The sequence below is a fragment of the Mycolicibacterium sp. lyk4-40-TYG-92 genome (genome assembly GCF_030209435.1).
Taxonomy (GTDB): domain Bacteria; phylum Actinomycetota; class Actinomycetes; order Mycobacteriales; family Mycobacteriaceae; genus Mycobacterium.
The window spans coordinates 363,537-383,915 of record NZ_JARVRX010000001.1; the positions used below are offsets into that span (position 1 = coordinate 363,537).

Below are 20,379 nucleotides of genomic sequence, written 5' to 3' on the forward strand. Positions count from 1 at the left end.
AGCTAGAACGTGCTGATCGGTCGCACGTTGTTGGCCAGGTCGACCAGCGCGTAGCGGTGCGCCTTGGTCGGCGCGACCCGGGCCAGCGCGCGCAGGGAGGCCTCCACGCCGAGGCGGAGACCGTGCTCGGTGAACGGGAAACCCAGGATGTGGTTGGTGCTGGCGGTGTGGTCGGCCAGCCAGTCCAGAGCCGTGCCCAGGACCAGTGTCCTGATCTGCAGCACGCGCGGTTCGGTTTCCGGCAGTGCCTCCACTCGCCGTGCGGCATCACGGATTTGGCGTTCGGTGATCTCGGCGGTCGTCGGCGCCGACAGGAGTGTGACGGCGCTGGTCAGCCGCGCCGTGGTGAAATGCCTCGAGGTGGCCGGAACTTCGTCGAGGGTATGAACCGCGGCCTCCCGGTCGCCGGCCAGCGCTTGCGCCCGGGCCTGGCCGAAACCGGCTGAGATGATGCCGTTGTCGGTGTTCCACACCGTCTGATAGAACGGCCGCTCGGCTTCCGTTCCGGCCAGTTCGGCGGTGGCCGCCAAAGCCACCTTCGGCGCCAGTTCGCCCGGCAAGGTGTTGAGTACCTCGGTGAAATCCTTTGTCGCGGATTCGTAGTTGCCGGACAGCAGTTCGCCCACCGCGCGGAACCACACCAGCCGCCAGTGCCAGCCGATCCGGTCGGCCAGGTTCTCCAGCTTCCGGTTGGCCTTGGCCACGTCGCCGAGGTCGAGCAGTGCGCGTACCTCCATCAGAGGCAGCTCGACCGATGTCGACAGGTCCACCCCTTCCGAATCGAGGGAGCCCTCGCGGGCTGCGCGCAGCGAATCCAGGGTCTGTACCGGCTGGCTCAGCAGGCTGGCAGACAGCACGGCCGCACCGACGTCGGCCGGATCGACCAGCGGCACCTGCAGTGCGCGAACAATCTCTGGGGCCGTGATCTTTTCGGTGTGCGCCTGTCCGTCGATGTACACGTCGGTGTGGGCCACCAGCATGTTGACCCCGAATGTCGACCGTGACGGACTGAACACCGACGACAGGCCCGGGCGCGGCGTCCCGGTGTCCCGGGCGACGACCTCGCGGAGCACGCCGAGCAGCTGCCCCGACATCTCCTCGGCGCTGCCGAACCGCCGGCGCGGGTCCGGGTCGATCGCGCGGCGCAACAGCCGGGCGAACGAATCGTATTGGAGGAGAATCGGATCGTCCTCGGGCAGCCCGTCGACGTAGCGGCCCTTGTCGGTCTTGAGGTTCAGCGTCAGGGCGGCGAGGGTGCGGCCGACCGTGTAGATGTCGGTGACGACCGTCGGCCCCGTGCGGACGATCTCGGGCGCCTGATAGCCCGGTGTGCCGTAGAGGAATCCGAACGAGTTGATGCGTGACACCGCGCCGAGGTCGATGAGCTTGAGCTGCTCTTCGGTCAGCATGATGTTCTCGGGCTTGAGGTCGTTGTAGACCAGCCCGATCGAATGCAGGTAGCCAAGCGCCGGCAGGATCTCCAGCATGTAGGCGATGGCCTGGGCCACCGGCAGTTTGGCACCTTTGGCCTGCTTCAGCGAGGTGCCGCCGACGTACTCCATCACGATGTAGCCCACCGGGTCACCGTGCTTGTCGGCGTGCTCGACGAAGTTGAAGATCTTGACGATCGCCGGATGGGTGACCTCGGCCAGGAACTGCCGCTCGGCCATGGCGATGGCCTGCGCCTCGGCGTCGCCGGAGTGCACGAGGCCTTTGAGCACCACCGGCCGGTTGTTGACGTTGGTGTCCAGTGCCAGGTAGATCCAGCCCAGTCCACCGTGGGCGATGCAACCCTTGACCTCGTACTGGTCGGCCACCATGGTGCCCGGACTCAGTTGCGGCAGAAACGAATACGCGGCGCCGCAGTGCGGGCATGATCCTTCCGACCGGCCGGGTTCGCCGTTCTCGGAGCGGCCGACGGGCTTGCCGCAGGACCAGCAGAACCGTTTGGCCTCGGCCACCACGGGATCGGTCATCAATGCGGCGAGCGGATCCTGGTCCACCACCCGCGGTACCTCGACCAGGCCGCCGCCGAGGCGCCGGATGGGGGAGACCCGGGTGGTCGCGGTGACGAGGTTGGTTGGTGCCGAATCGCGTTCGGGCGGAATAGGTACCGGGATGCTCATCGAGTCGTCGAACAGTGGCCGGAACACCGCCTGCGTGCCCATCGGCCGCAACGTGGCCAGCGAATCCCATGTCACCTCGACGGCCTGGGTGCCCGGGTCGGTATCAGGACCCGCCTCCACGGGGCCCGGCTCCACAGGACCCGGCTCCACGGGACCTGTCGTCGCTTCGCTTTCGGACATCAGTCGCTGTACCTCGGTACGGGCGGGTTCGGCGTCGAGCCGAGCACGGTCAACCACTTGCGGTACAAGGTGTTCCATGTGCCGTCGCGGCGAATCCGCTCCAACGTCCCGTTGACGAACCGCACCAGCCCGGTGTTGTTGAGATTGATCCCGATGCCGTACGGCTCCTCGGCCATGTTGGGGCCGACGATGTGCAGGTACGGGTCCTGCGCCACGAGGCCGGCCAGGATCGCGTCATCGGTCGACACGGCGTCGGCCTGGCGCTGCTGCAATGCCACCAGGCAGTCCGCCCAGGTGACCGCTTCCACGAGGACCGGCGGCGGGGTGATGCGCTGCAGCCGGGCCTTGGAGGTGGTGGCCTTCACGACGCACACCCGCTTCCCCGGCAGGTCCGTGGGCCTACGGATGTCGGAGCTCCGGGTGGTGAGGATCCGCTGTTTGGCGGAGAAGTACTCGGCCGAGAAGTTGACGAGCTTGCGCCGGTCGCAGGTGATGCTCATGGTCTTGACGACGATGTCGACGAGGTTGTGCTGCAGCGCCGAGATCCGGTCATTGTCCGACAGAATGCGGTACTCGACCTGTGACGGCGTGCCGAAGATGTCGCGGGCCACCTCACCGGCGATGTCGACGTCGAATCCGGTGATCTGCCCTGTGATCGGATCGCGGAACGCGAACAGGTTGCTGCCGATGTCGAGCCCGACGATCAGCCGGCCGCGCTCCTTGATGTTGGTGACGGCCGCCGCCGCGGCCTCGGGTGTCGGGAACGGCCGCAGGCTCGCGGTGCAGTCCGACTTGTCTTCGGGGCCCAGGTCCGGAACCGCGGTCTGCACCTCCATGCCCGCCGGTGTCGGCGGTGCGATGGTGATGCTCTGCGGTGCGACGGGCGGTGGGGCCTCGCTGCAGCCGGCGGCCACCAGCACCGCGACCAACGCCGGGATCAACCGAGAACGCATCGTGAAACTCATCGGTATTCACTCAACCTCGGCCACAGCCCGAGCGCCACCGCGAGTGCCGCGGCGAGGCTCAGTGCCGCCGCGCCGACGGTCGCTCCGGACAGCGCCTGGCGTCCGTTCAGAATGTCGCTGCGCAGTTGCTTGCGGCTCTCGTCGATGCCCTTTGCGAGCGCCTCGTCGAGCTTGTCGAAGGCCGGCGTCGAATCGTCTTCGCTGGTGCCCAGGGCCACCTGGGTGGCGGACTGGTAATTGCCGGTGGAGATGTAGGCGTTGATCCGGTCGTCGGCGGCGCGCCAGCGGCGGATCAGCTGGTCGGCGCCCGTCAGGTCGTCCTTGCCGATCGCACCGGGGCGCCGCATGTACTCCGCCAGCCGCTGTTGGAGGTCGTCGACGCGGTGGTAGTAGGACTGCTTGCGCACGCTCTCGTCGCCCCGCCGGATCAGCGACAACGTCTCGTCTGCCCGCGCCTGCTGCGCCGTGATCGCCATACTCGTCACGGTTTGCAGTGACGAGGCGGCGTTGCGCGCATGCCGGGTGTCCGTGGTCGAGATGATGAGGGTCGCCCCGATCCAGATGATCATGATCAGCACCGCCATGCCGCCGGCGACGAAACCGATGTTGACGCGCCGCCGGGTGTGCTGGGCCAGCCAGCGGTTCGAGAAGAAGCCGAACATCAGCGTCGCGGCCACCACCAGGAGCACCGGCGCGGGCACCTGCGACGAGCCGCTGGTCTCCGAGTTCACGCGCGCCGAGGTGTTCTCGTAGAGCCGTTGGGCATCGGGCAGGATCTGCGTCTGCATCAGCCACGACGCCTCGGACAGGTACGACGAACCCACCGGGTTGCCCGCGCGGTTGTTGGTCCGGGCGGTCTCCACCAGGCCGGTGTAGACCGCCAGCTCGGCATTGATGTGCCCGAGCACTTTCACCATGGGCTCGTCGGTCAGGCCACTGGACGCGGCGGTGACAGCGACGGCGGCGTCGGTGATCGCCTGCTCGTAGCGCTGCCGGAGATCCACCGGCTCCGAGCCGGCGATGAAGGCGGTGGCAGCGGCGGCGTCCGCGACCGACAGCGTGGTGTAGAGCTGGCCGGCCGCGAACGCCAGCGGCTCGGTGTGATCGAGGACCGTGGTCAGCCCCTGCTGGCGGGCGTGGATCGTGGTCGAGGTGGCGAAGGCGCAGGCGAGGACCAGGCTGGCCAGCATCAACCCGATCAGTAGGATGCGGCCGGGCGTGGTCCACATGAACCACCATCGAGTGTGCGCGGGAGTCCCGGCGGACCGAGAAACCACGGGCTCGGTCGAAGGGTGCGCCAACTCCACCGTCACGTGTGCGCCGACCTCAACTTTCCTGACCCGTTGGCCCTGCCGAACTCGTTTAAAAGAAGTCTAAGAGCTTGCGGCGCGTAGGGGGTGGATTCCCGGTCGGCCCGGTGCGCAAATCTTCGAGATTCCAAGCCCGACGTGCCGACTCAGCCAACATCGGACTTGGCATCAATTGGGAGAGTCCTATTGTGGGTTTCGTGCAGGGCGACGGTGACGGATGGGTGCTCGCGGCTGACGGCTCCCACTTCTGGGGTCGCCACGGTGCGGCCGGACTTCTGCTGCGGGCGCCGCAGCCGGGCGGCGGAGCGGCGGTGCTGCTGCAGTACCGCGCGCCGTGGAGCCATCAAGGCGGCACCTGGGCACTGCCCGGCGGGGCGCGCGACAGCCACGAGACCGTCGAGGAGGCCGCGGTCCGCGAGGCCTATGAAGAAGCTGGGTTGGAGGCGCATCAATTGACGGTCCGGACCACGGTCGTCACCGCGATCGCGATGGGCGAGGTGTGGACCTACACCACGGTGATCGCCGACGCGCCCGAACAACTCGAGACGGTGCCCAACCGCGAGAGCGTCGAGCTGCGCTGGGTCTCCGAGGATGACGTCGCCTCGCTGCCGCTGCACCCCGGGTTCGCCGCCAGCTGGGAACAGCTGCGCAGCGTGACGGCGGGTATCCCGCTCAGCTCGTAGGAAGCGCCTGCCTGAGCGCCCGGGCCGCGGCGGCCGGGTCCTCGGCGGCGGTGATCGCCCGGACCACCACGATGCGCCGTGCGCCGGCGGCCACCACTTCGGGGACGCGCGCCAGGTCGATGCCGCCGATGGCGAACCAGGGCTTGGTTGAGCCCGACGCTGTGACTGCTCTGGACGCCGCCCGGACCAGATCCAGTCCCGGCGCAGTGCGGCCCGGCTTGGTCGGCGTCGGCCAGCACGGGCCGACGCAGAAGTAGTCGACGTCCTCGGTCACCGAGACGGCCAGCTGCTGCTCGTCATGCGTCGAGCGGCCGAGCAGCGGATCCGGCCCGACGATGTCGCGGGCCAGCGACAGCGGCAGATCGTCCTGGCCCAGGTGCAGCACGTCAGCGCGGGCGCCGCGGGCGATGTCGGCCCGGTCGTTCACCGCGAACAGCGCGCCGTGCCGCCGTGCCGCGTCGGCCAGCACCTCCAGCGCCTCCAGCTCCTGCTTGGCTTCGAGCGGACCGAACTGTGCCTCTCCGGCCGAGCCCTTGTCGCGCAACTGGATGATGTCGACCCCGCCGGCGAGTGCCGCATCGGCGAATTCAGCCAGGTCGCCGCGCTCCCGGCGGGCGTCTGTGCACAGGTACAGGGACGCGGACTGCAGACGCTCGAAGGCTTTAGACACAGCGCGACGGTAGCGACTACCGTGGACGCCGCACACACGGGAGTCCCAGGACCGGGGGCTGAGAGTGGGGTCGTCCTACCCTTACCGTCACACCTGATCCGGATCATGCCGGCGAAGGGAGATAGGAATATGCGATCGCTGGCTGTCGTCGGCGGCGGCGTCATCGGTCTGGCTGTAGCCCGGCGCGCGGCGCTCGACGGGTGGTCGGTGCGCGTGCACCGGACCGGGTCGTTCGGCGCCTCGTGGGTGGCCGGCGGCATGCTCGCCCCGCACTCCGAGGGCTGGCCGGGCGAGCAGGATCAGTTGCAGCTGGGGCTGGACTCCCTGGCCCTGTGGCATGACGGCTTTCTCGACGGCCTGCCCGACGACGCGGTGACGGCCCGCGACTCGCTGGTCGTGGCGGTCGACCGGGCGGACGCGGCCGACATCCGCACGGTCGCCGAGTGGCTGGCGGCGCAGGGGCACCCCGTCACGGTGACCACCGCTGCCCGGGACGTCGAACCGTTGCTGGCGCAGGGGATTCGGCACGGCTTCCGTGCGGAGACCGAATTGGCCGTCGACAACCGGCTGGTGGTCGAGGGCCTCATCGCGCACTGCGATCGCCTCGGTGTGCAATGGGCCGGACCGGTCGGTTCGCTGGACGAGACGCGCGACGCCGATATCACTGTGCTGGCCAACGGGATCGACGCTCCGGCGCTGTGGCCCGGGCTGCCGGTGCGTCCGGTGAAGGGCGAGATTCTGCGGCTGCGGTGGCGCAAAGGCTGTATGCCGGTGCCGCAGCGGGTGATTCGTGCCCGGGTGCATGGGCGGCAGGTGTATCTGGTGCCACGCGCGGACGGTGTCGTCGCGGGGGCCACGCAGTACGAGCACGGCCGCGACACCGCGCCCGCCGTCACCGGCGTGCGCGACATCCTTGACGACGCGTGTGCGGTGATCCCTGCGCTCGGCGAATACGAACTGGCCGAATGCGCTGCGGGACTGCGGCCGATGACCCCGGACGGCCTGCCGATCGTGGGCTGGCTCGACGACCGCACCCTGTCGGCGACCGGGCACGGGCGGAACGGTTTCTTGCTGGCCGCGTGGACGGCACAACGGATTTCAGAACTGTTGGCCGGCGATGCGAAAGAGAAGGTGGCACTGTGCTGATCACAGTCAACGATGAGAGCGTGGAGATTGGCGAAGGCACTACGGTGGCCGAACTGATTGGCGCACTGGGCTTTCCGGACAAGGGCATCGCCGTCGCCGTCGACTGGACGGTGCTGCCCCGGTCGGAGTGGGACGACGTCCTCGCCGAGGGCGCGAAGATCGAGATCGTGACGGCGGTGCAAGGTGGGTGAGGTCTGTACGTCAGCTGACGTCTTGCGCATCGCCGACCGGGAGTTCGGTTCCCGGCTCATCATGGGCACCGGCGGTGCGGCGAATCTGTCGATTCTGGAGGAGGCGCTCGTCGCCTCCGGTACCGAGCTGACCACTGTCGCGATGCGGCGCGTCGACGCCGAAACCGGCACCGGCGTACTCGATCTGCTGAACAAGCTCGGCATCGCGGCCCTGCCGAACACCGCTGGCTGTCGCGGTGCGGCCGAAGCCGTGCTGACGGCTCAACTGGCGCGCGAGGCGCTGCAGACCAACTGGGTGAAACTCGAAGTGATCGCCGACGAGCGCACGCTGCTGCCGGACGCGATCGAATTGGTCCGCGCCGCAGAGCAATTGGTGGACGACGGCTTCGTCGTCCTGCCCTACACCAACGACGACCCGGTGTTGGCGCGGCGGCTGGAGGACACCGGCTGCGCGGCGGTGATGCCGTTGGGCGCCCCGATCGGCACGGGGCTGGGCATCTCCAACCCGCACAACATCGAGATGATTGTCGCGGCAGCCGGGGTGCCGGTGGTGCTCGACGCCGGCATCGGCACGGCCAGCGACGCCGCATTGGCCATGGAACTGGGTTGTGACGCAGTGCTTCTCGCGACCGCGGTGACCCGGGCCTCGGATCCGCCGATGATGGCCGCCGCCATGGCCGCCGCGGTCACCGCAGGCCGGCTGGCGTCGCGGGCCGGTCGCGTGCCCAAGCGGTTCTGGGCACAGGCATCCAGTCCGGCGCTGTGACGCCGCGGTACGTCGCCCTCGGTAGTTCGATGGCTGCCGGGCCCGGCATCGCGCCGGGCGCCCCCGACGCGCCCAAGCGATCCGGCAGATCGGCAGTCAACTACCCGCACCTGGTGGCCGCTCGTCTCGGTTACGACCTTGTCGACGTGACCTTTTCGGGCGCCACCACCGCCCACGTGCTCACCGATCGGCAGTTCGGTGCGCCGCCGCAGGTGGACGCGCTCGACGGATCGGAGTCGTTGGTCACCATCACCATCGGCGGCAACGACGCCGGCTATGTGCCGATGCTCGGGGCCGCCTGTCTGCCCCGATTCCTGCGGTCGGTACCCTTCGCCGGCGGGCGGCTGCGCGGACTGCTCGACCAGGCGGCGCGGGACCAGGCCCTCGACGTCGTGGGTGAGTCGTTGAAAAGCGTTGGGCGAGAGGTGCGTCGACGTGCGCCGCAGGCCCGGGTGTTGTTCGTCGACTACCTGACGCTCCTGCCACCGGCCGGCGTGCCCGCGCCACCGATCGGTGCGGTCGATGCCGATCTGGGCCGGCACCTCGCCGCTCGGCTCGCCGAGCTGACGGCCGCGGCCGCCGCGGACACCGGTTGTGAACTGGTGCCGGTCGCGGATGCCAGCCGCGCGCACCACGCGTGGTCTGCCGATCCCTGGACCACGGCGTTCCACCTGCCGCTACCGGGCCGGGTAGCGCCATTACATCCCAATGCCGCGGGTATGCGCGCCGTCGCGCAGATGGTGATCAAACGCGTATCGTGCGCCTGATGGCGGTGCCATCAGGCAAGGGGGTTGGCCGGCGATGATCCAGCTGACGGGATTGACAAAGGTTTTCGGGCGCAAACGTGCCGTCGATGATTTGACCTGTTCCGTCGAGCCCGGTTTCGTCACCGGTTTCCTCGGACCGAACGGCGCCGGCAAGTCCACCACGATGCGCATGATCGTCGGACTGGACAGGCCGACCTCCGGCACCGCGACGGTGCTCGGCAAGACCTATCACGACCTGAAGCATCCGCTGCGCAGCGTCGGTGCCCTGCTCGATGCCCGGCAGGTGCATCCCAACCGCACGGCCCGGGCCCACCTGCGGTGGCTGGCCGCCAGCAACAAGCTGCCGAAGGCCCGCGTCGATGAAGTACTGAACATCGTCGGATTGACCGATGTCGCGGGTAAACAGGCCGGCACATTCTCGCTCGGGATGTCGCAGCGGCTGGGCATCGCCGTGGCGTTGTTGGGTGATCCCGAAGTGCTGCTGTTCGATGAACCGGTGAACGGGCTGGACCCCGAGGGCATCAGGTGGATTCGGACGCTCATGCGGGACTTGGCATCTGAGGGCCGGACGGTGCTCGTGTCCAGTCATCTGCTGGCCGAGATGGCGAACACCGCGGACCGGCTTCTGGTGATCGGGCGGGGACAGTTGATCAGCTCGAGCACCATGGCGGAGTTCCTGACCAGCTCCGGGAGCGACACCATCCGGGTGCGCAGCCCGCAGGTCGAGCGTCTTCAAGAGCTGCTGACGGCGCAGGATGCTTCCGCTCAACTCTCCGGTGGCGTACTTCTGGTTCGCGGAGTTTCGACGGAGCAGGTGGGGGAGTTGGCTGCCAGCCACGGAATCGTGCTGCACGAACTGGCCGCCCAGCAGGCCTCGTTGGAGGAGGCGTACATGCGACTGACCGACGACGCCGTCGACTACCGGGCAGTGGGTGCGCCATGACCATCAACGCCGAACGGATCAAGCTGCAGACCACCCGATCGCCGATCTGGCTCATCCTGGCGGTGGTGGTTCTGGGACTGGGTTTCGCCGCGATACAGGCGGCCGCGCTGGGTCCCCACGGGGTGCTCAAGCCGGAGCGGGCGGCCATCGGCGTCAGTGTCTTCGGTGTGCCGGTGCTGATGATCCTGTCCGCGATGTCGGTCACCGGTGAATACCGCTCCGGCATGATCCGCACGACGTTCCTGGCCACCCCCAACAGGGCGTGGGCGCTGGCGGCGAAAGCGATTGTGATGGCGGCGCTTTCCGCCGTCGTCACCGCGCTCATGGTGGCGGGTTCGATCGCGTTCGCGGCGTCATTGGTGACCGCCGAGCAGGGGGCGGAGTTGTCCTTCGCGAGCGCCGACGTGTGGCGCGCCATCGGCGCCATGTCCCTGTATGCCGTGCTGGGAGCGGTTCTGGCGGTCGGTCTGGGCGGCTTGTTGCGGCACGCCGCGGCGGTGGTCGCGGTTGTGTTGTTGATGCCGTTCGTCGTGGAACCGGTGCTCGGTGCGCTGCCTCAGGTCGGCGCACGGGTGGGACCGTGGCTGCCTTTCGGGAACGCCTACACCTTCACCAAGACCCCCTGGTTCCAGACGTTCTCGTTGTGGTGGGGACCGGTCGGTGCGGTCCTCTACTTCGCCGCCGTTGCCGCGGCGGTGTTCCTGCTGGCGCTCGTGGTGGTCACCCGCCGCGATCCGTAGCCATCGGTCGGTTTCAGCAAATTCTCTCTCTTGGTACGGCCTGTATCGGTTTACGGGCGGCGTGCGGGCCTGCCGGCCTCGGGGCGGCTCGACTTCCGGGCACGGGTCACCGTGGTGCAAGAGCCGGTATTCGAACAGTTTATTTACGCAACAGCTGACCAATGCGGGTAAATTTCTCGCGAACTGCAAACATTTACGCAATGAGGTCAATTATCGCCTTCGGGTGCTGCTTCTGAGTTGTGTTTGGTCCGTTCGATGGCGAGCTGGGCGTCAGCATTGGTTCAGCTGGAGAGTTGCTATTAATGCGTCAAGTCCGTCATTTCGACGAAAAAATGCGCGTTTGACCTGCATATATGATGGAAAGTGAGTATAGAACATACTGCTCGTACGTTAATTATCTGTTGCTGTAAATTATTTCTATTTCTCGATCTTGATTAGTCGAGAGCGTCGAATTCACGCCCGTTCGGCGGAAATATTCCATAGTGGTAGATATCACATTGCTTTCTCAGCGAACGTTGACTATTCGCATATGCAGGTCCAACATTGGAATTCCGGCGGCATCGGGGCGGCCGGAGAGGAGCCTGATGATGAGTGAAAAAGATTCAACTTCGGCGGGATCCAAGGTACGGCCGACGTACCCGATTCGCCGAGCGGGAGCCAGGCTGCTCGCCGGCTCTCTAGCAATCACCGCTGGCGTCTACTGCCAGCTGCCAACCAATGACTACAGAGTGGAGCTTGCCTCAGCGGGCTACGGGACGGTCGCCGACCTTCCCTTGGCCCCGAGTACGTCGACGAATGGTCAGTCGTCGTCGTCGAACGGCCAGTCGTCGAGTTCGAATGGTCAGTCGTCTTCGTCGAACGGCCAGTCGTCCAGCTCGACTGGTTCGAGTGGTTCGTCGACATCGTCGACGAGCACCAATGGCCAGTCGTCTTCGTCGAATGGTCAGTCGTCTTCGTCGAACGGCCAGTCGTCCAGCTCGACTGGTTCGAGTGGTTCGTCGACATCGTCGACGAGCACCAATGGCCAGTCGTCTTCGTCGAACGGTCAGTCGTCGTCCTCGAACGGACAATCTTCCAGCTCCAACGGGCAGTCGACTACGACGGGTAACACTGGCCAGTCGACCACTACGGGTCAGTCGTCTTCGTCGAACGGTCAGTCGTCGTCCTCGAATGGTCAGTCATCGAGCTCGAATGGTCAGTCGTCGTCTAACGGTCAGTCGTCGAGTTCGACTTCGACTGGCAGTACGTCGTCGAATGGTCAGTCGTCCAGCTCGAACGGCCAGTCCTCGTCGTCGAATGGTCAGTCTTCCAGCTCGAATGGTCAGTCGTCGTCGTCTAACGGTCAGTCGTCGAGTTCGACTTCGACTGGCAGTACGTCGTCGAATGGTCAGTCGTCCAGCTCGAACGGCCAGTCGTCGAGCTCGAATGGTCAGTCGTCGTCCTCGAATGGTCAGTCGTCGAGTTCTAACGGTCAGTCGTCGTCCTCGAATGGTCAGTCCTCGAGCTCGAACGGTCAGTCCTCGAGTTCGAACGGCCAGTCGTCGTCCTCGAATGGTCAGTCGTCCAGCTCGAACGGTCAGTCGTCGTCCTCGAACGGCCAGTCGTCGAGCTCGAATGGTCAGTCGTCGAGTTCCAATGGTCAGTCGTCCAGCTCGAACGGCCAATCGTCAAACGGGAACTCGAACGGCAACTCGTCGAACGGCAACTCGTCGACCACCGGCCCGACGACCACGGCGAGTTCAACCACGGCGAGTTCAACCACGGCGAGCTCGACCACGGCAAGTTCAACCACGGCAAGTTCGACGACCGGGACCCCCGCGCCTGGCGGCAACTTGTTCAGCTTCCTCTTCAGTCTCCTGCAGAGCATCCTGGACTTCGTGGTGAACGTCGGTAACGGCATCTTGGGCATCCTCACTGGCGGAAACGTCCAGATCTAGGGTTTGCCGGTTCTACGATGCTGAGAATGTCCCGGTCGCGACGTTTTGCAGAAAAGTCGCTGGGGCGGCATGCCTCCCGCAGGTCCAACCTGCGGGAGGCTTTCGCCAGCTTCGGCATCATCATCATGCTGACGGTGGCGGTGATCTGGACCATCCCCGCCTCGCCCGTCAAGGACGTGATGATGCCGGAGTTGCAGCCGATAGCTCGGTTCACCGGCTTGGATCAGACGTGGGGAATGTTCTCACCGAACCCGCCACTGTCGGTGCCGGAAGTAGAGACTGCCGTGCTCTATGACAGTGGCGCACGGCGGGTTTGGAAACTTGAAGGCGACCGGTCACTGGTAGGCCAGTTCTACTGGGATCGGTGGCGCAAGTTCAAAGAACAATTGATCAACGAGCCGGTTACCCGTCCTGCATATGCGATGTGGGTCGTTCGAAAATTGATGCAGCCGGGGGAGCACCCGGTCGGCGTGACGATCTTCTCCGATACCCGCAAGCTCCGGCCTCCCGGATCCAATGCTCCAGAAGAGCATGAGCAGAAGATCTTGTACGACTGGAAGTTTGGGGCTGCGTCATGATCGCTCCGGTGGCAATGTTGCGGGAATCGGGCCGCAACGCGGTGCAGGGTTGGCGGACTTTCTGGTTCAGTACGGAGCCGGCCTACACGCTGGGGATAATCCGGATTGCTTTCGGCCTCTTGGCTTTCCTGTGGTCGCTCGAGCTCGGCATGGGCCTCTACGACAAGTTCAGCGTCAACGGCATTGTGCCGCAGCCACCGACGTATGAATTCCTGTGGGGCGTGTTCTACCGCTGGCCGGGTGACACGGCCTTGCTGGCCGGCTGGATCGTGCTGATGGTGGCGTCGCTGGTCATGATCGTCGGCTGGCACACCAAACTGGCAACCTTCCTGGTGTTCGTGATGATCATGTCGTTCGAGCGCCGCAATCCCTGGATCTTCAACTCGGGCGATGGATTGATCCGAATCCTGTCACTGTATTTGGCGCTGTCACCGTGTGGTGCGGCGCTGTCGTTGGACCAGCGTCGTCGCTTCGGATCCTTCTGGTCCGCTCAGGACATCAAGATATGGCCGCTGCGTCTGATGCAGGTCCAGATATCGATCATCTACATCACCACGGTCATTGCGAAGTTGCACGGCGATACATGGCAGAACGGCTCTGCTGTGTCCTACACGCTGCGACTCGACGACATGCTCTTGCTGCCGAGCCCGGCATGGATATCCACCAGCCCGTTGATCGGTAATGCGATGACGTGGGGCACTCTGCTGGTGGAGTTCTCGCTCGGTGTCTTCGTATGGAACAAACGTTGGCGCACAAAGGTTTTGCTCGCCGGTGTGTTCCTGCACCTGACCATCCTCCTGACCATGGTCGTGGGGTTCTTTTCGCTGGCCATATTTGTGCTGTACCTCTCGTTCATGCCGTGGCAGCGGTCCGAGGCGCTGGTGGACGACGTTCACAGATGGCTCAGTTCGGTTGCGCAACGAATCCTTCGCCGCGAGGTCACCGCCAAACCTGTGGCTGATGACGGCGCCGTTGCTGGTGTCGAGCGAACGACGGAATCGCCTGCGGCCGAAGGAGACAACAACGTTTTGCCGACCGGCCGGCACGCCGCGAGTGACGCCACCTCTCCTGCTGAGGTGAACGGCAACGAGGCCCTCTCGATCCTGCAGCGCGACTGATCGGTCGGCGCGTCTGTGGCGGCGGCCGGTGCTGTCTGGACCATTCTGCCGGCGGCATGGTTCGCGATTTCATCTGAGTGCTTACCCGGCAAATACAGCGCATAGGATTTCCGAGTGTCTGTGCGGGTTTGTGTCGACGGCACGCTTTCTGCTCTGATCCCGCTCGCCGGCAACCTTCGCACGGCGCCCGTCGATTGCTTTTGTGATCGATATTGTGAAAGCAAGGGGTAGTCCGAAGGTATGAATATTTGTGACATCCGCAAATACAGCAAATGCGTTAATAGTCAGATCGAATAAATTTCGACGGCGGATGTATATCGGCCAATCTGATTTTTTGTTGCTCCCGTAAAATTCTGTACCTAATACTTGAAATGCATCACGTCCGTCAAAGAACCACGCGGCACTCCTCTGAAGTGCGCAGATAGTAGCCATCGGGCGGCGGTGGCGCGATGCTCAAGGCGGGTATGTGGTACTGCGATCTTGCTGTCGTGAAAATTATTCTCTGAAGTTGATTAAAATGTGGCAATCGCCGCCTGAGCTATGTCGATAAGGCCGCCAATTTTCCGCATTCAGCGAACATTGACTTAATCGCATAATAGGATCAACATGAGTTCACCGGCTGCATCGGGGCGGTCGGAAAAGAGGTCTGATGATGACTGAAATTGACTTCCTCTCATCGATATTCGATGGGTATGTGGCGGTCCCGACGCGCTCAGTGGGCGCGGAGCTTGAGGCCGCCTTCTCGGCTACCTCCTCAGCGGGTCGCTACGAGTGCCCGCAAGCGGTAGTTGGGACGGAAGTCTCGTTGGTCGGTCGCGCGGCGCCAGCCCTCGGCTTGATGCACGCACCTCGGAACGTGTACCTGCGACGTCACTCAGGAGATCTCGATGGATAACGTCAGCTGCATTCGCGACGCGTCGTCGCCCCCGTCGGTCCGGCCGACGGTCTCGGTCGTCATTCCCGCGCTGAACGAAGAACGAAATCTCCCACACGTGGCATCGCGGATGCCGTTCGATATCGACGAGATCGTCTTCGTGAACGGGAGGTCGGTCGACAACACCGCCGCGGTTGCGCGTGAATTATGGCCCACTGCTGTACATGTCGATCAGACTCGGACCGGGAAGGGTAACGCGCTGGCATGCGGGTTCGCAGCCGCGTCCGGCGACATCATCGTGATGATCGACGCGGACGGCAGCACCGATCCCGCTGAGATTCCCAGTTACGTGGGCGCTTTGATGGCAGGTGCGGATTTCGCGAAAGGATCCCGTTTCATCCAGGGCGGCGGCAGTGAGGACATCACGAAACTCCGTCGAGTCGGCAACAAGGCGCTCAATGGCTTGGTGAACTTTCTCTTCGGTACCAAGTACACCGACCTGTGTTACGGGTACAACGCGTTCTGGCGTCGGTGCCTGGACGCAATGCAGTTGCCCAGCATCGCTGCAGACTGCGCGCAATGGGGCGACGGGTTCGAGATCGAGACCCTCATCAATGTGCGCGTTGCCGGCAGCGAGCTGAACGTGATCGAAGTGTGCAGTCATGAATACAGCCGGATCCACGGCATCAGCAACCTCAATGCGGTATCTGACGGATTGCGAGTGTTGAGCACAATCGGCTCGGAATTTCGCAACCGTCGAGCTTCGCGCGATAGCGCGCCGGCCACGGTTGCAAGATTGCAGTCGGTGAAGCCGCCAGACGCAGGTGACCTCGCATTTGTCCGCGGTGCGTGAGAGCGGTTCCCCGGCTGGAGATCTCAGCGGCGAGGCCGCGTGAGCAGGTTCGCCCACCTCCAGCGCTGCTTGCCCGCAGCTGCCGGTCGAAAATGGCGGCAGTCGTCACAACGGACACATTCGGTGCCCGCTCGGTAGTGCTCGTGGCAGGCGCGTTCATGGCCACAGATGCAGACGCCGACGCTCACCAAGACAAAGTTACCCCCGCGAACAGAGAAATCTCGCAATGCGAACGACACGGCGTTGGCGGGGTCGGAGAGCCCTAGCTCGGAATTCGGCTGCGGTAACTCAGGCGGACCAGCCCGCGACCGCGCACCTCATGCACCTCGGAGTCCCACGCGCGGTCGGTGCTGAGTCGGCTGCAGGCTGCCATCCACGCCGCGTGTTCGCTTGCGGACACGGTGGCGTACAACTTCATTTCCGATATGCAGAACGGGTAGAGAAGGCCTGCGGCGACGGCCTCCCACGTTGCGGCGGACACACCGGGGGTATGTGGTGACCTGTAGTCGTCGAGCACCACGACGGCTCCAGCCGTGGCGTGTGCGACGGCCAACGCGATGTCTGCGCAGACACTGTCGTAGGCGTGACTTCCGTCAATGTGGAGAAAGCGAAATGACCTGCTCGTGATCCGGTCCCGAAGTTGTGTGGAAGGGCAGATCTCCACTTGCGGACGGTCTTCGTGAAACCGGCCGTAGTGGTGATAGAAGCGGTCGGCTGTCAGCCCGTCATAGGCCGCCATGCCCTCCTGTGGGGCTCCGAAATTGTCGGGATCCGCCCCGAACAGATCGCAGACCACCAACTGATCTTCATCTCGGAGTGCATATCCCAGCAGAATCGTGCTTCGACCTTGATAGCAGCCTATCTCGAGGATGTCTCCCTTGGTTGCCTCGGAGAGTTGACGACCCAGCATGAAATCGAATAGCCGGAAGTCTGTCGCGGAGAACCAACCGGGAACCGTTCGTGAATATGAAACGTAGTCCTCGGCGCCCGGAAGGTTGAGGGCGGCCCGGCTGGTTCGTCTTTCCAGTACGCGGTTTGCTACGGCCAGTACTTCGGCCGTCGCTTGGGTGTTGGCAATCCTCTCGAGAATCTGCACCGACGTCTCTTTCCTCGGTATCGCCCATCGCTGCCGGGAACGGCTCAATACGCAGTGCCGACACCACATGATCGGCGAATTGCGTTGATATGAAGCCGGAGTAGGCGATATGCCGGCATCCGCATAGACTACCCACACGGTGTTGTTTTCAGGAAGGAATGCGTGAGCAAATCCCCTGTGCGAGGTCTGGCTTTGTGGATTGTCATCAGCATCGCTCTGGTGACAATGATTGCTGGCTGCGGCCGATCAGGGAGTGCGGCCAGGCCACCGTCAGTAACGATCGACAGCATTCCGGCCACCGATAGCCAGGTCACCGCCGCGGTGAAGGAAGCGGAAATCGCGAAAGACATCCCGCCGTGGATCACCCCTGAGCAGCTCGTCAAATCGGCCGAGGATGACAGCAGTTTGTGGGCTGTTCCTGGCTGTAACCCCGATTACGAAGTCAGCGCGCTCGCGGATATCAAGTCGTGCACTCTCGGAGCAGTCACCGGAACGCGGACGATGGTGGTGTTGGGTGACTCGAACGCATCGATGTGGGCACGTGGGCTGGACTTCGTCGGCCGACGCACAGGCTGGCGAATCATCGTGTTGGCCAAGGACAATTGCGGTCCCGCGACGATGACCTATTACCAGTGGCAGCTAAAGCGAGACTTGACGGAGTGCAACGACTGGCAGCGGTGGCGGATGGATCAGGTCAGGTCGCTCAAGCCTGATGTGGTGCTCCTGGCGGGCTGGTACGACGGCGACAAGGGCATCGCCGGGCCGGACCGGACGTTCACGCCAGAGATTTGGCGCGACGCGTTGGTGGACACCATCCACCAGGTGCCGCCCGGCGTCAGAACGGTTCTGTTCGGGGATATTCCGCACATCACCAAACCTGCCGGGGAGTGCCTGGCACAGAACTCGGGCAATATTTCTCATTGCGCCGAGAAAGCGGGCGACGTTGTTCCGGCCTATGCCAACGATGCCCTCAAAGCTGCGGCCGCTGCTACGGGTGCCCTCTATATCGACGTCACCCGTTGGTTCTGCGCGCAGACCTGCCCGGTGGTGATCGAGGGCATAGTCGCCTACTCGGGCATCTATCACACGACCCACGACTACGCCCGTTATTTGTCGGGTGTGCTAGCCGCTGCGCTGCAAACTGCGATGGAGTGACCGCCGGTCGCGCGTCGGGGTCAAAAGAGGCGCAGTGGCAAGCCGACACAAGCCTGTTCCGCGATCACGACCGCGAGAATCGTCACCACGAAAACGGGGAAGATGCATAGCGATAGCAGTGGGCGTGTCGACAAGTACCGAGATTTCCAAATCGGCTTTTCGACCGATACATAGCTGACCAACGCCAACAGCAGCGTGGCTCCGACCAGTCCGGTGCGCACCGGAGCCGTCAGCGGCGTCGCCCAGTACTGCTCGGCGATCGTGAACACCGGCCAGTGAATCAAATAGATGCTGTAGGACATTGACCCGATCCACTGGAAGCCGCGGTTGCCCAACAGGACACCGGGCGTGCGCCGGCTGGGAGACGCACCCGAGGCGATCAGCAACGCGCTGCCGATCGTCGGTAGCGCGACGAGCGTGCCAGGGTAAGGCGTGGATGCATCGAATTGCACTGCAGCCCAAGCAATTAATGTCATTCCAAGCCAGCCCAGGGGTGCCGTCCATTTGTCGCTGAGGAGGCTGCGGAGTTTGGGTCCGAGGAGAAAGGTCAGGCAACCGACGCCGAGCTCGCAGGCACGTGCCGCGCTGGAGAAGTAGGCGGCCGTCGCATTGGCGGAAGTCAGGTGGACCGACCAACCGTACGAACAGATGATCACCGCGGCCATCATGCCGGCGAGCGCCGGTGTGAAGCGGCGCCGGCCGAATCGGAGAGCGAGGAGGCACAGGGCGGGATAGACGAGATAGAACTGCTCTTCGACAGCCAGCGACCAGTAGTTCTGGAGCGGGGACGCAGGCATCCGCGCCTGGGCATAATCGGTGCCGATGGCGATGAAGTGGTAGTTCGACACGAAGAAGGCCACTGAAACCGCGTCTCTGCCGGTTGCGAATCCGCGAACGAACCCGAGTGCGCCGTAGGTCGCGGCAACGGTCAACACGGTGACGAGTCCAGCGGCCGGCAGAATGCGCCGAGCACGCCTGGCATAGAAGCGCGCCAACATCTTCCGCGGGTCGAATCCGTTGTCGCGCACCAGCACACCGGTAATGACGAACCCCGAGATCACGAAGAAGATATCGACGCCGACAAACCCGCCGGAGAATCCGGGGACGTGTGCATGGCACAGGACGACCAGGGCCACCGCCACCGCGCGCATGCCGTGGATATCTTTGCGGAACGCGACGGTTGGCGACTTCTCCGACGGCCCCGCAGTGGCGCTCGGACCGGGAGCTGCGGGGACTGGCCGGGCGTCTGCCGATGGCCCGACGATGCGGCTTTCTCTGGTTGCCACAAGCTCTCCCATCGTGGCCGGCAGCTCGCTGATTTTTGGCATCAATTGTGCGAGCTGGCGATGAATGCCATGCTGTCACGCTACGATCGCGCATGTAGCCAAATTTGCTGGAGAGTGTCGGAGTGAGACGGTGACAGTGATACCGATCCTGCTTTACCACTCGATTTCCGATGCCCCGGAACCGTGGATCGCGCCGTATGCGGTTTCGCCGGCGACGTTCGCTCAACACCTGAACCTCGTCGCGGAGAGTGGCCGCACGGCGCTGACGGTGTCAGAGTTGGGCGCTGCGTTGTCGGGGCACGCGAGCCTGCCGCAGCGCCCGGTGGTGATCACCTTCGACGACGGTTTCGCCGACTTCGTGGGTGCGGCGGAGATTCTGGCGGAGCGGGGGCTGCGCAGCACGCTGTATGTCACGACCGGTGCACTCCAGGGACGCCCGCGCCCCGCGAAAATGGCGCTTCCACCCGCTCCGATGTTGGACTGGGCCGAGCTCGACCACCTGATGGAACTGGGTGTGGAAATCGGTGCGCACTCCCATACCCACCGGCAGCTGGACACCCTGCGCGCAGGTGAGGTCGCCGAGGAGCTCCGGCAGTCGAAGGACATGCTCGAGCAGGCCTGTGGTCGGCCCATACCGAGTTTCGCTTACCCGCACGGCTTTCAGAGCCGACAGACCCGCAGGTTGGTCGCCGCGGCCGGCCACGCGTCGGCATGCGCGGTGATGAACGCATTCAGCTCTGACGGCGACGACATCTTCGCGCTCGCCAGGCTGACGGTAGCGGCGACGACGACCCCCGAGCGCATGGCGGCCTGGCTCTCCGGCGGCGGAGCACGGATCGCGCCTTACCGGGAGACGTTGCGAACGACGCTGTGGCGGTGGGGCCGACAACTCGGTGGGCCGATGACCGACATCGCAGTCCTTGGCAAGCGTCCGATGCGCGCTGGTCGAGGGCGGTGATCGTGTGACACCTGGTGTAGTTTCGGCCCTGGAGCCC

The 20,379-nt window shown here is 64.5% G+C and carries 19 protein-coding genes; 12 read left to right on the forward strand and 7 right to left on the reverse strand.

Annotated features, from left to right (window positions below):
- Window positions 1-2: 2 nt before the first annotated feature.
- Genes QRN63_RS01830 through QRN63_RS01840 form a run of 3 tightly spaced genes read right to left on the reverse strand, consistent with a single transcriptional unit; the run spans window position 3 to window position 4,584 of the window.
- Window positions 3-2,306 carry a serine/threonine-protein kinase PknG gene (locus QRN63_RS01830; protein ID WP_285028967.1) on the reverse strand — a complete coding sequence of 768 codons (2,304 nt, stop codon included), beginning with the start codon at window positions 2,304-2,306 and terminating at the stop codon, window positions 3-5.
- Window positions 2,306-3,259: a glutamate ABC transporter substrate-binding protein gene (locus QRN63_RS01835; RefSeq protein WP_285028968.1), complete on the reverse strand. Its 954-nt coding sequence runs from the start codon at window positions 3,257-3,259 to the stop codon at window positions 2,306-2,308. The genes QRN63_RS01830 and QRN63_RS01835 overlap by 1 nt, the downstream gene beginning before the upstream one ends.
- An 8-nt stretch (window positions 3,260-3,267) precedes the next feature.
- Window positions 3,268-4,584: a GlnX family signal transduction membrane protein gene (locus QRN63_RS01840; RefSeq protein WP_267318662.1), complete on the reverse strand. Its 1,317-nt coding sequence runs from the start codon at window positions 4,582-4,584 to the stop codon at window positions 3,268-3,270.
- Window positions 4,585-4,778: 194 nt separating this feature from the next.
- On the opposite strand from QRN63_RS01840, the gene QRN63_RS01845 reads away from it, so the two are divergent.
- Window positions 4,779-5,264, forward strand: coding sequence for an NUDIX hydrolase (locus QRN63_RS01845; RefSeq protein ID WP_267319019.1), 486 nt, complete (start codon window positions 4,779-4,781; stop codon window positions 5,262-5,264).
- On the opposite strand, the gene thiE is transcribed toward QRN63_RS01845, so the two are convergent.
- Window positions 5,254-5,934 carry a thiamine phosphate synthase gene (gene thiE, locus QRN63_RS01850; RefSeq protein ID WP_285028969.1) on the reverse strand — a complete coding sequence of 227 codons (681 nt, stop codon included), beginning with the start codon at window positions 5,932-5,934 and terminating at the stop codon, window positions 5,254-5,256. The genes QRN63_RS01845 and thiE overlap by 11 nt on opposite strands.
- Window positions 5,935-6,063: 129 nt before the next feature.
- Here thiE and thiO point away from each other — a divergent pair, with 129 nt between their 5' ends.
- The 6 genes from thiO to QRN63_RS01880 are packed head-to-tail and all read left to right on the forward strand — an operon-like array spanning window position 6,064 to window position 10,487.
- Window positions 6,064-7,080, forward strand: coding sequence for a glycine oxidase ThiO (thiO, locus tag QRN63_RS01855; RefSeq protein WP_267318664.1), 1,017 nt, complete (start codon window positions 6,064-6,066; stop codon window positions 7,078-7,080).
- Entirely contained in the window at window positions 7,074-7,271 is a 198-nt protein-coding gene (gene thiS / locus QRN63_RS01860; RefSeq protein WP_285028970.1) for a sulfur carrier protein ThiS, read from the forward strand. Before thiO ends, thiS begins: the two co-directional genes overlap by 7 nt.
- A gap of 22 nt (window positions 7,272-7,293) precedes the next feature.
- Complete coding sequence (locus QRN63_RS01865) at window positions 7,294-8,037, forward strand: thiazole synthase (protein WP_267319020.1); 744 nt, start codon at window positions 7,294-7,296, stop codon at window positions 8,035-8,037.
- Window positions 8,034-8,804, forward strand: a complete 771-nt coding sequence (locus QRN63_RS01870) for an SGNH/GDSL hydrolase family protein (RefSeq protein ID WP_285028971.1) — start codon at window positions 8,034-8,036, stop codon at window positions 8,802-8,804. Before QRN63_RS01865 ends, QRN63_RS01870 begins: the two co-directional genes overlap by 4 nt.
- 34 nt (window positions 8,805-8,838) lie before the next feature.
- Window positions 8,839-9,747, forward strand: coding sequence for an ABC transporter ATP-binding protein (locus QRN63_RS01875; protein WP_285028972.1), 909 nt, complete (start codon window positions 8,839-8,841; stop codon window positions 9,745-9,747).
- Window positions 9,744-10,487 (forward strand): ABC transporter permease, encoded by a 744-nt coding sequence (locus QRN63_RS01880; protein ID WP_285028973.1) that lies wholly within the window; start codon window positions 9,744-9,746, stop codon window positions 10,485-10,487. Before QRN63_RS01875 ends, QRN63_RS01880 begins: the two co-directional genes overlap by 4 nt.
- Window positions 10,488-12,126: 1,639 nt before the next feature.
- Here the strand turns inward: QRN63_RS01880 and QRN63_RS01885 are convergent.
- Window positions 12,127-12,402 carry a hypothetical protein gene (locus tag QRN63_RS01885; RefSeq protein ID WP_285028974.1) on the reverse strand — a complete coding sequence of 92 codons (276 nt, stop codon included), beginning with the start codon at window positions 12,400-12,402 and terminating at the stop codon, window positions 12,127-12,129.
- Window positions 12,403-12,450: 48 nt separating this feature from the next.
- Between QRN63_RS01885 and QRN63_RS01890 the strand changes: the two genes are divergently transcribed.
- From QRN63_RS01890 to QRN63_RS01900, 3 genes are all read left to right on the forward strand, one after another.
- Window positions 12,451-13,002 carry a hypothetical protein gene (locus tag QRN63_RS01890; RefSeq protein ID WP_285028975.1) on the forward strand — a complete coding sequence of 184 codons (552 nt, stop codon included), beginning with the start codon at window positions 12,451-12,453 and terminating at the stop codon, window positions 13,000-13,002.
- Window positions 12,999-14,120: an HTTM domain-containing protein gene (locus QRN63_RS01895; RefSeq protein WP_285028976.1), complete on the forward strand. Its 1,122-nt coding sequence runs from the start codon at window positions 12,999-13,001 to the stop codon at window positions 14,118-14,120. Before QRN63_RS01890 ends, QRN63_RS01895 begins: the two co-directional genes overlap by 4 nt.
- An 887-nt stretch (window positions 14,121-15,007) precedes the next feature.
- Window positions 15,008-15,847 (forward strand): glycosyltransferase family 2 protein, encoded by an 840-nt coding sequence (locus QRN63_RS01900; RefSeq protein ID WP_285028978.1) that lies wholly within the window; start codon window positions 15,008-15,010, stop codon window positions 15,845-15,847.
- Between the two features lie 262 nt (window positions 15,848-16,109).
- Here the strand turns inward: QRN63_RS01900 and QRN63_RS01905 are convergent, their stop codons facing one another.
- Window positions 16,110-16,943, reverse strand: coding sequence for a class I SAM-dependent methyltransferase (locus tag QRN63_RS01905; protein WP_285028979.1), 834 nt, complete (start codon window positions 16,941-16,943; stop codon window positions 16,110-16,112).
- Window positions 16,944-17,105: 162 nt separating this feature from the next.
- On the opposite strand from QRN63_RS01905, the gene QRN63_RS01910 reads away from it, so the two are divergent.
- On the forward strand, window positions 17,106-18,098 hold the full coding sequence (locus QRN63_RS01910; protein WP_285028980.1) for an SGNH hydrolase domain-containing protein: 993 nt from the start codon (window positions 17,106-17,108) through the stop codon (window positions 18,096-18,098).
- 20 nt (window positions 18,099-18,118) lie between these two features.
- Here the strand turns inward: QRN63_RS01910 and QRN63_RS01915 are convergent, their stop codons facing one another.
- Entirely contained in the window at window positions 18,119-19,426 is a 1,308-nt protein-coding gene (locus QRN63_RS01915; protein WP_285028981.1) for an acyltransferase family protein, read from the reverse strand.
- 88 nt (window positions 19,427-19,514) lie between these two features.
- Between QRN63_RS01915 and QRN63_RS01920 the strand changes: the two genes are divergently transcribed.
- On the forward strand, window positions 19,515-20,342 hold the full coding sequence (locus QRN63_RS01920; RefSeq protein WP_285028982.1) for a polysaccharide deacetylase family protein: 828 nt from the start codon (window positions 19,515-19,517) through the stop codon (window positions 20,340-20,342).
- Window positions 20,343-20,379: the final 37 nt, after the last annotated feature.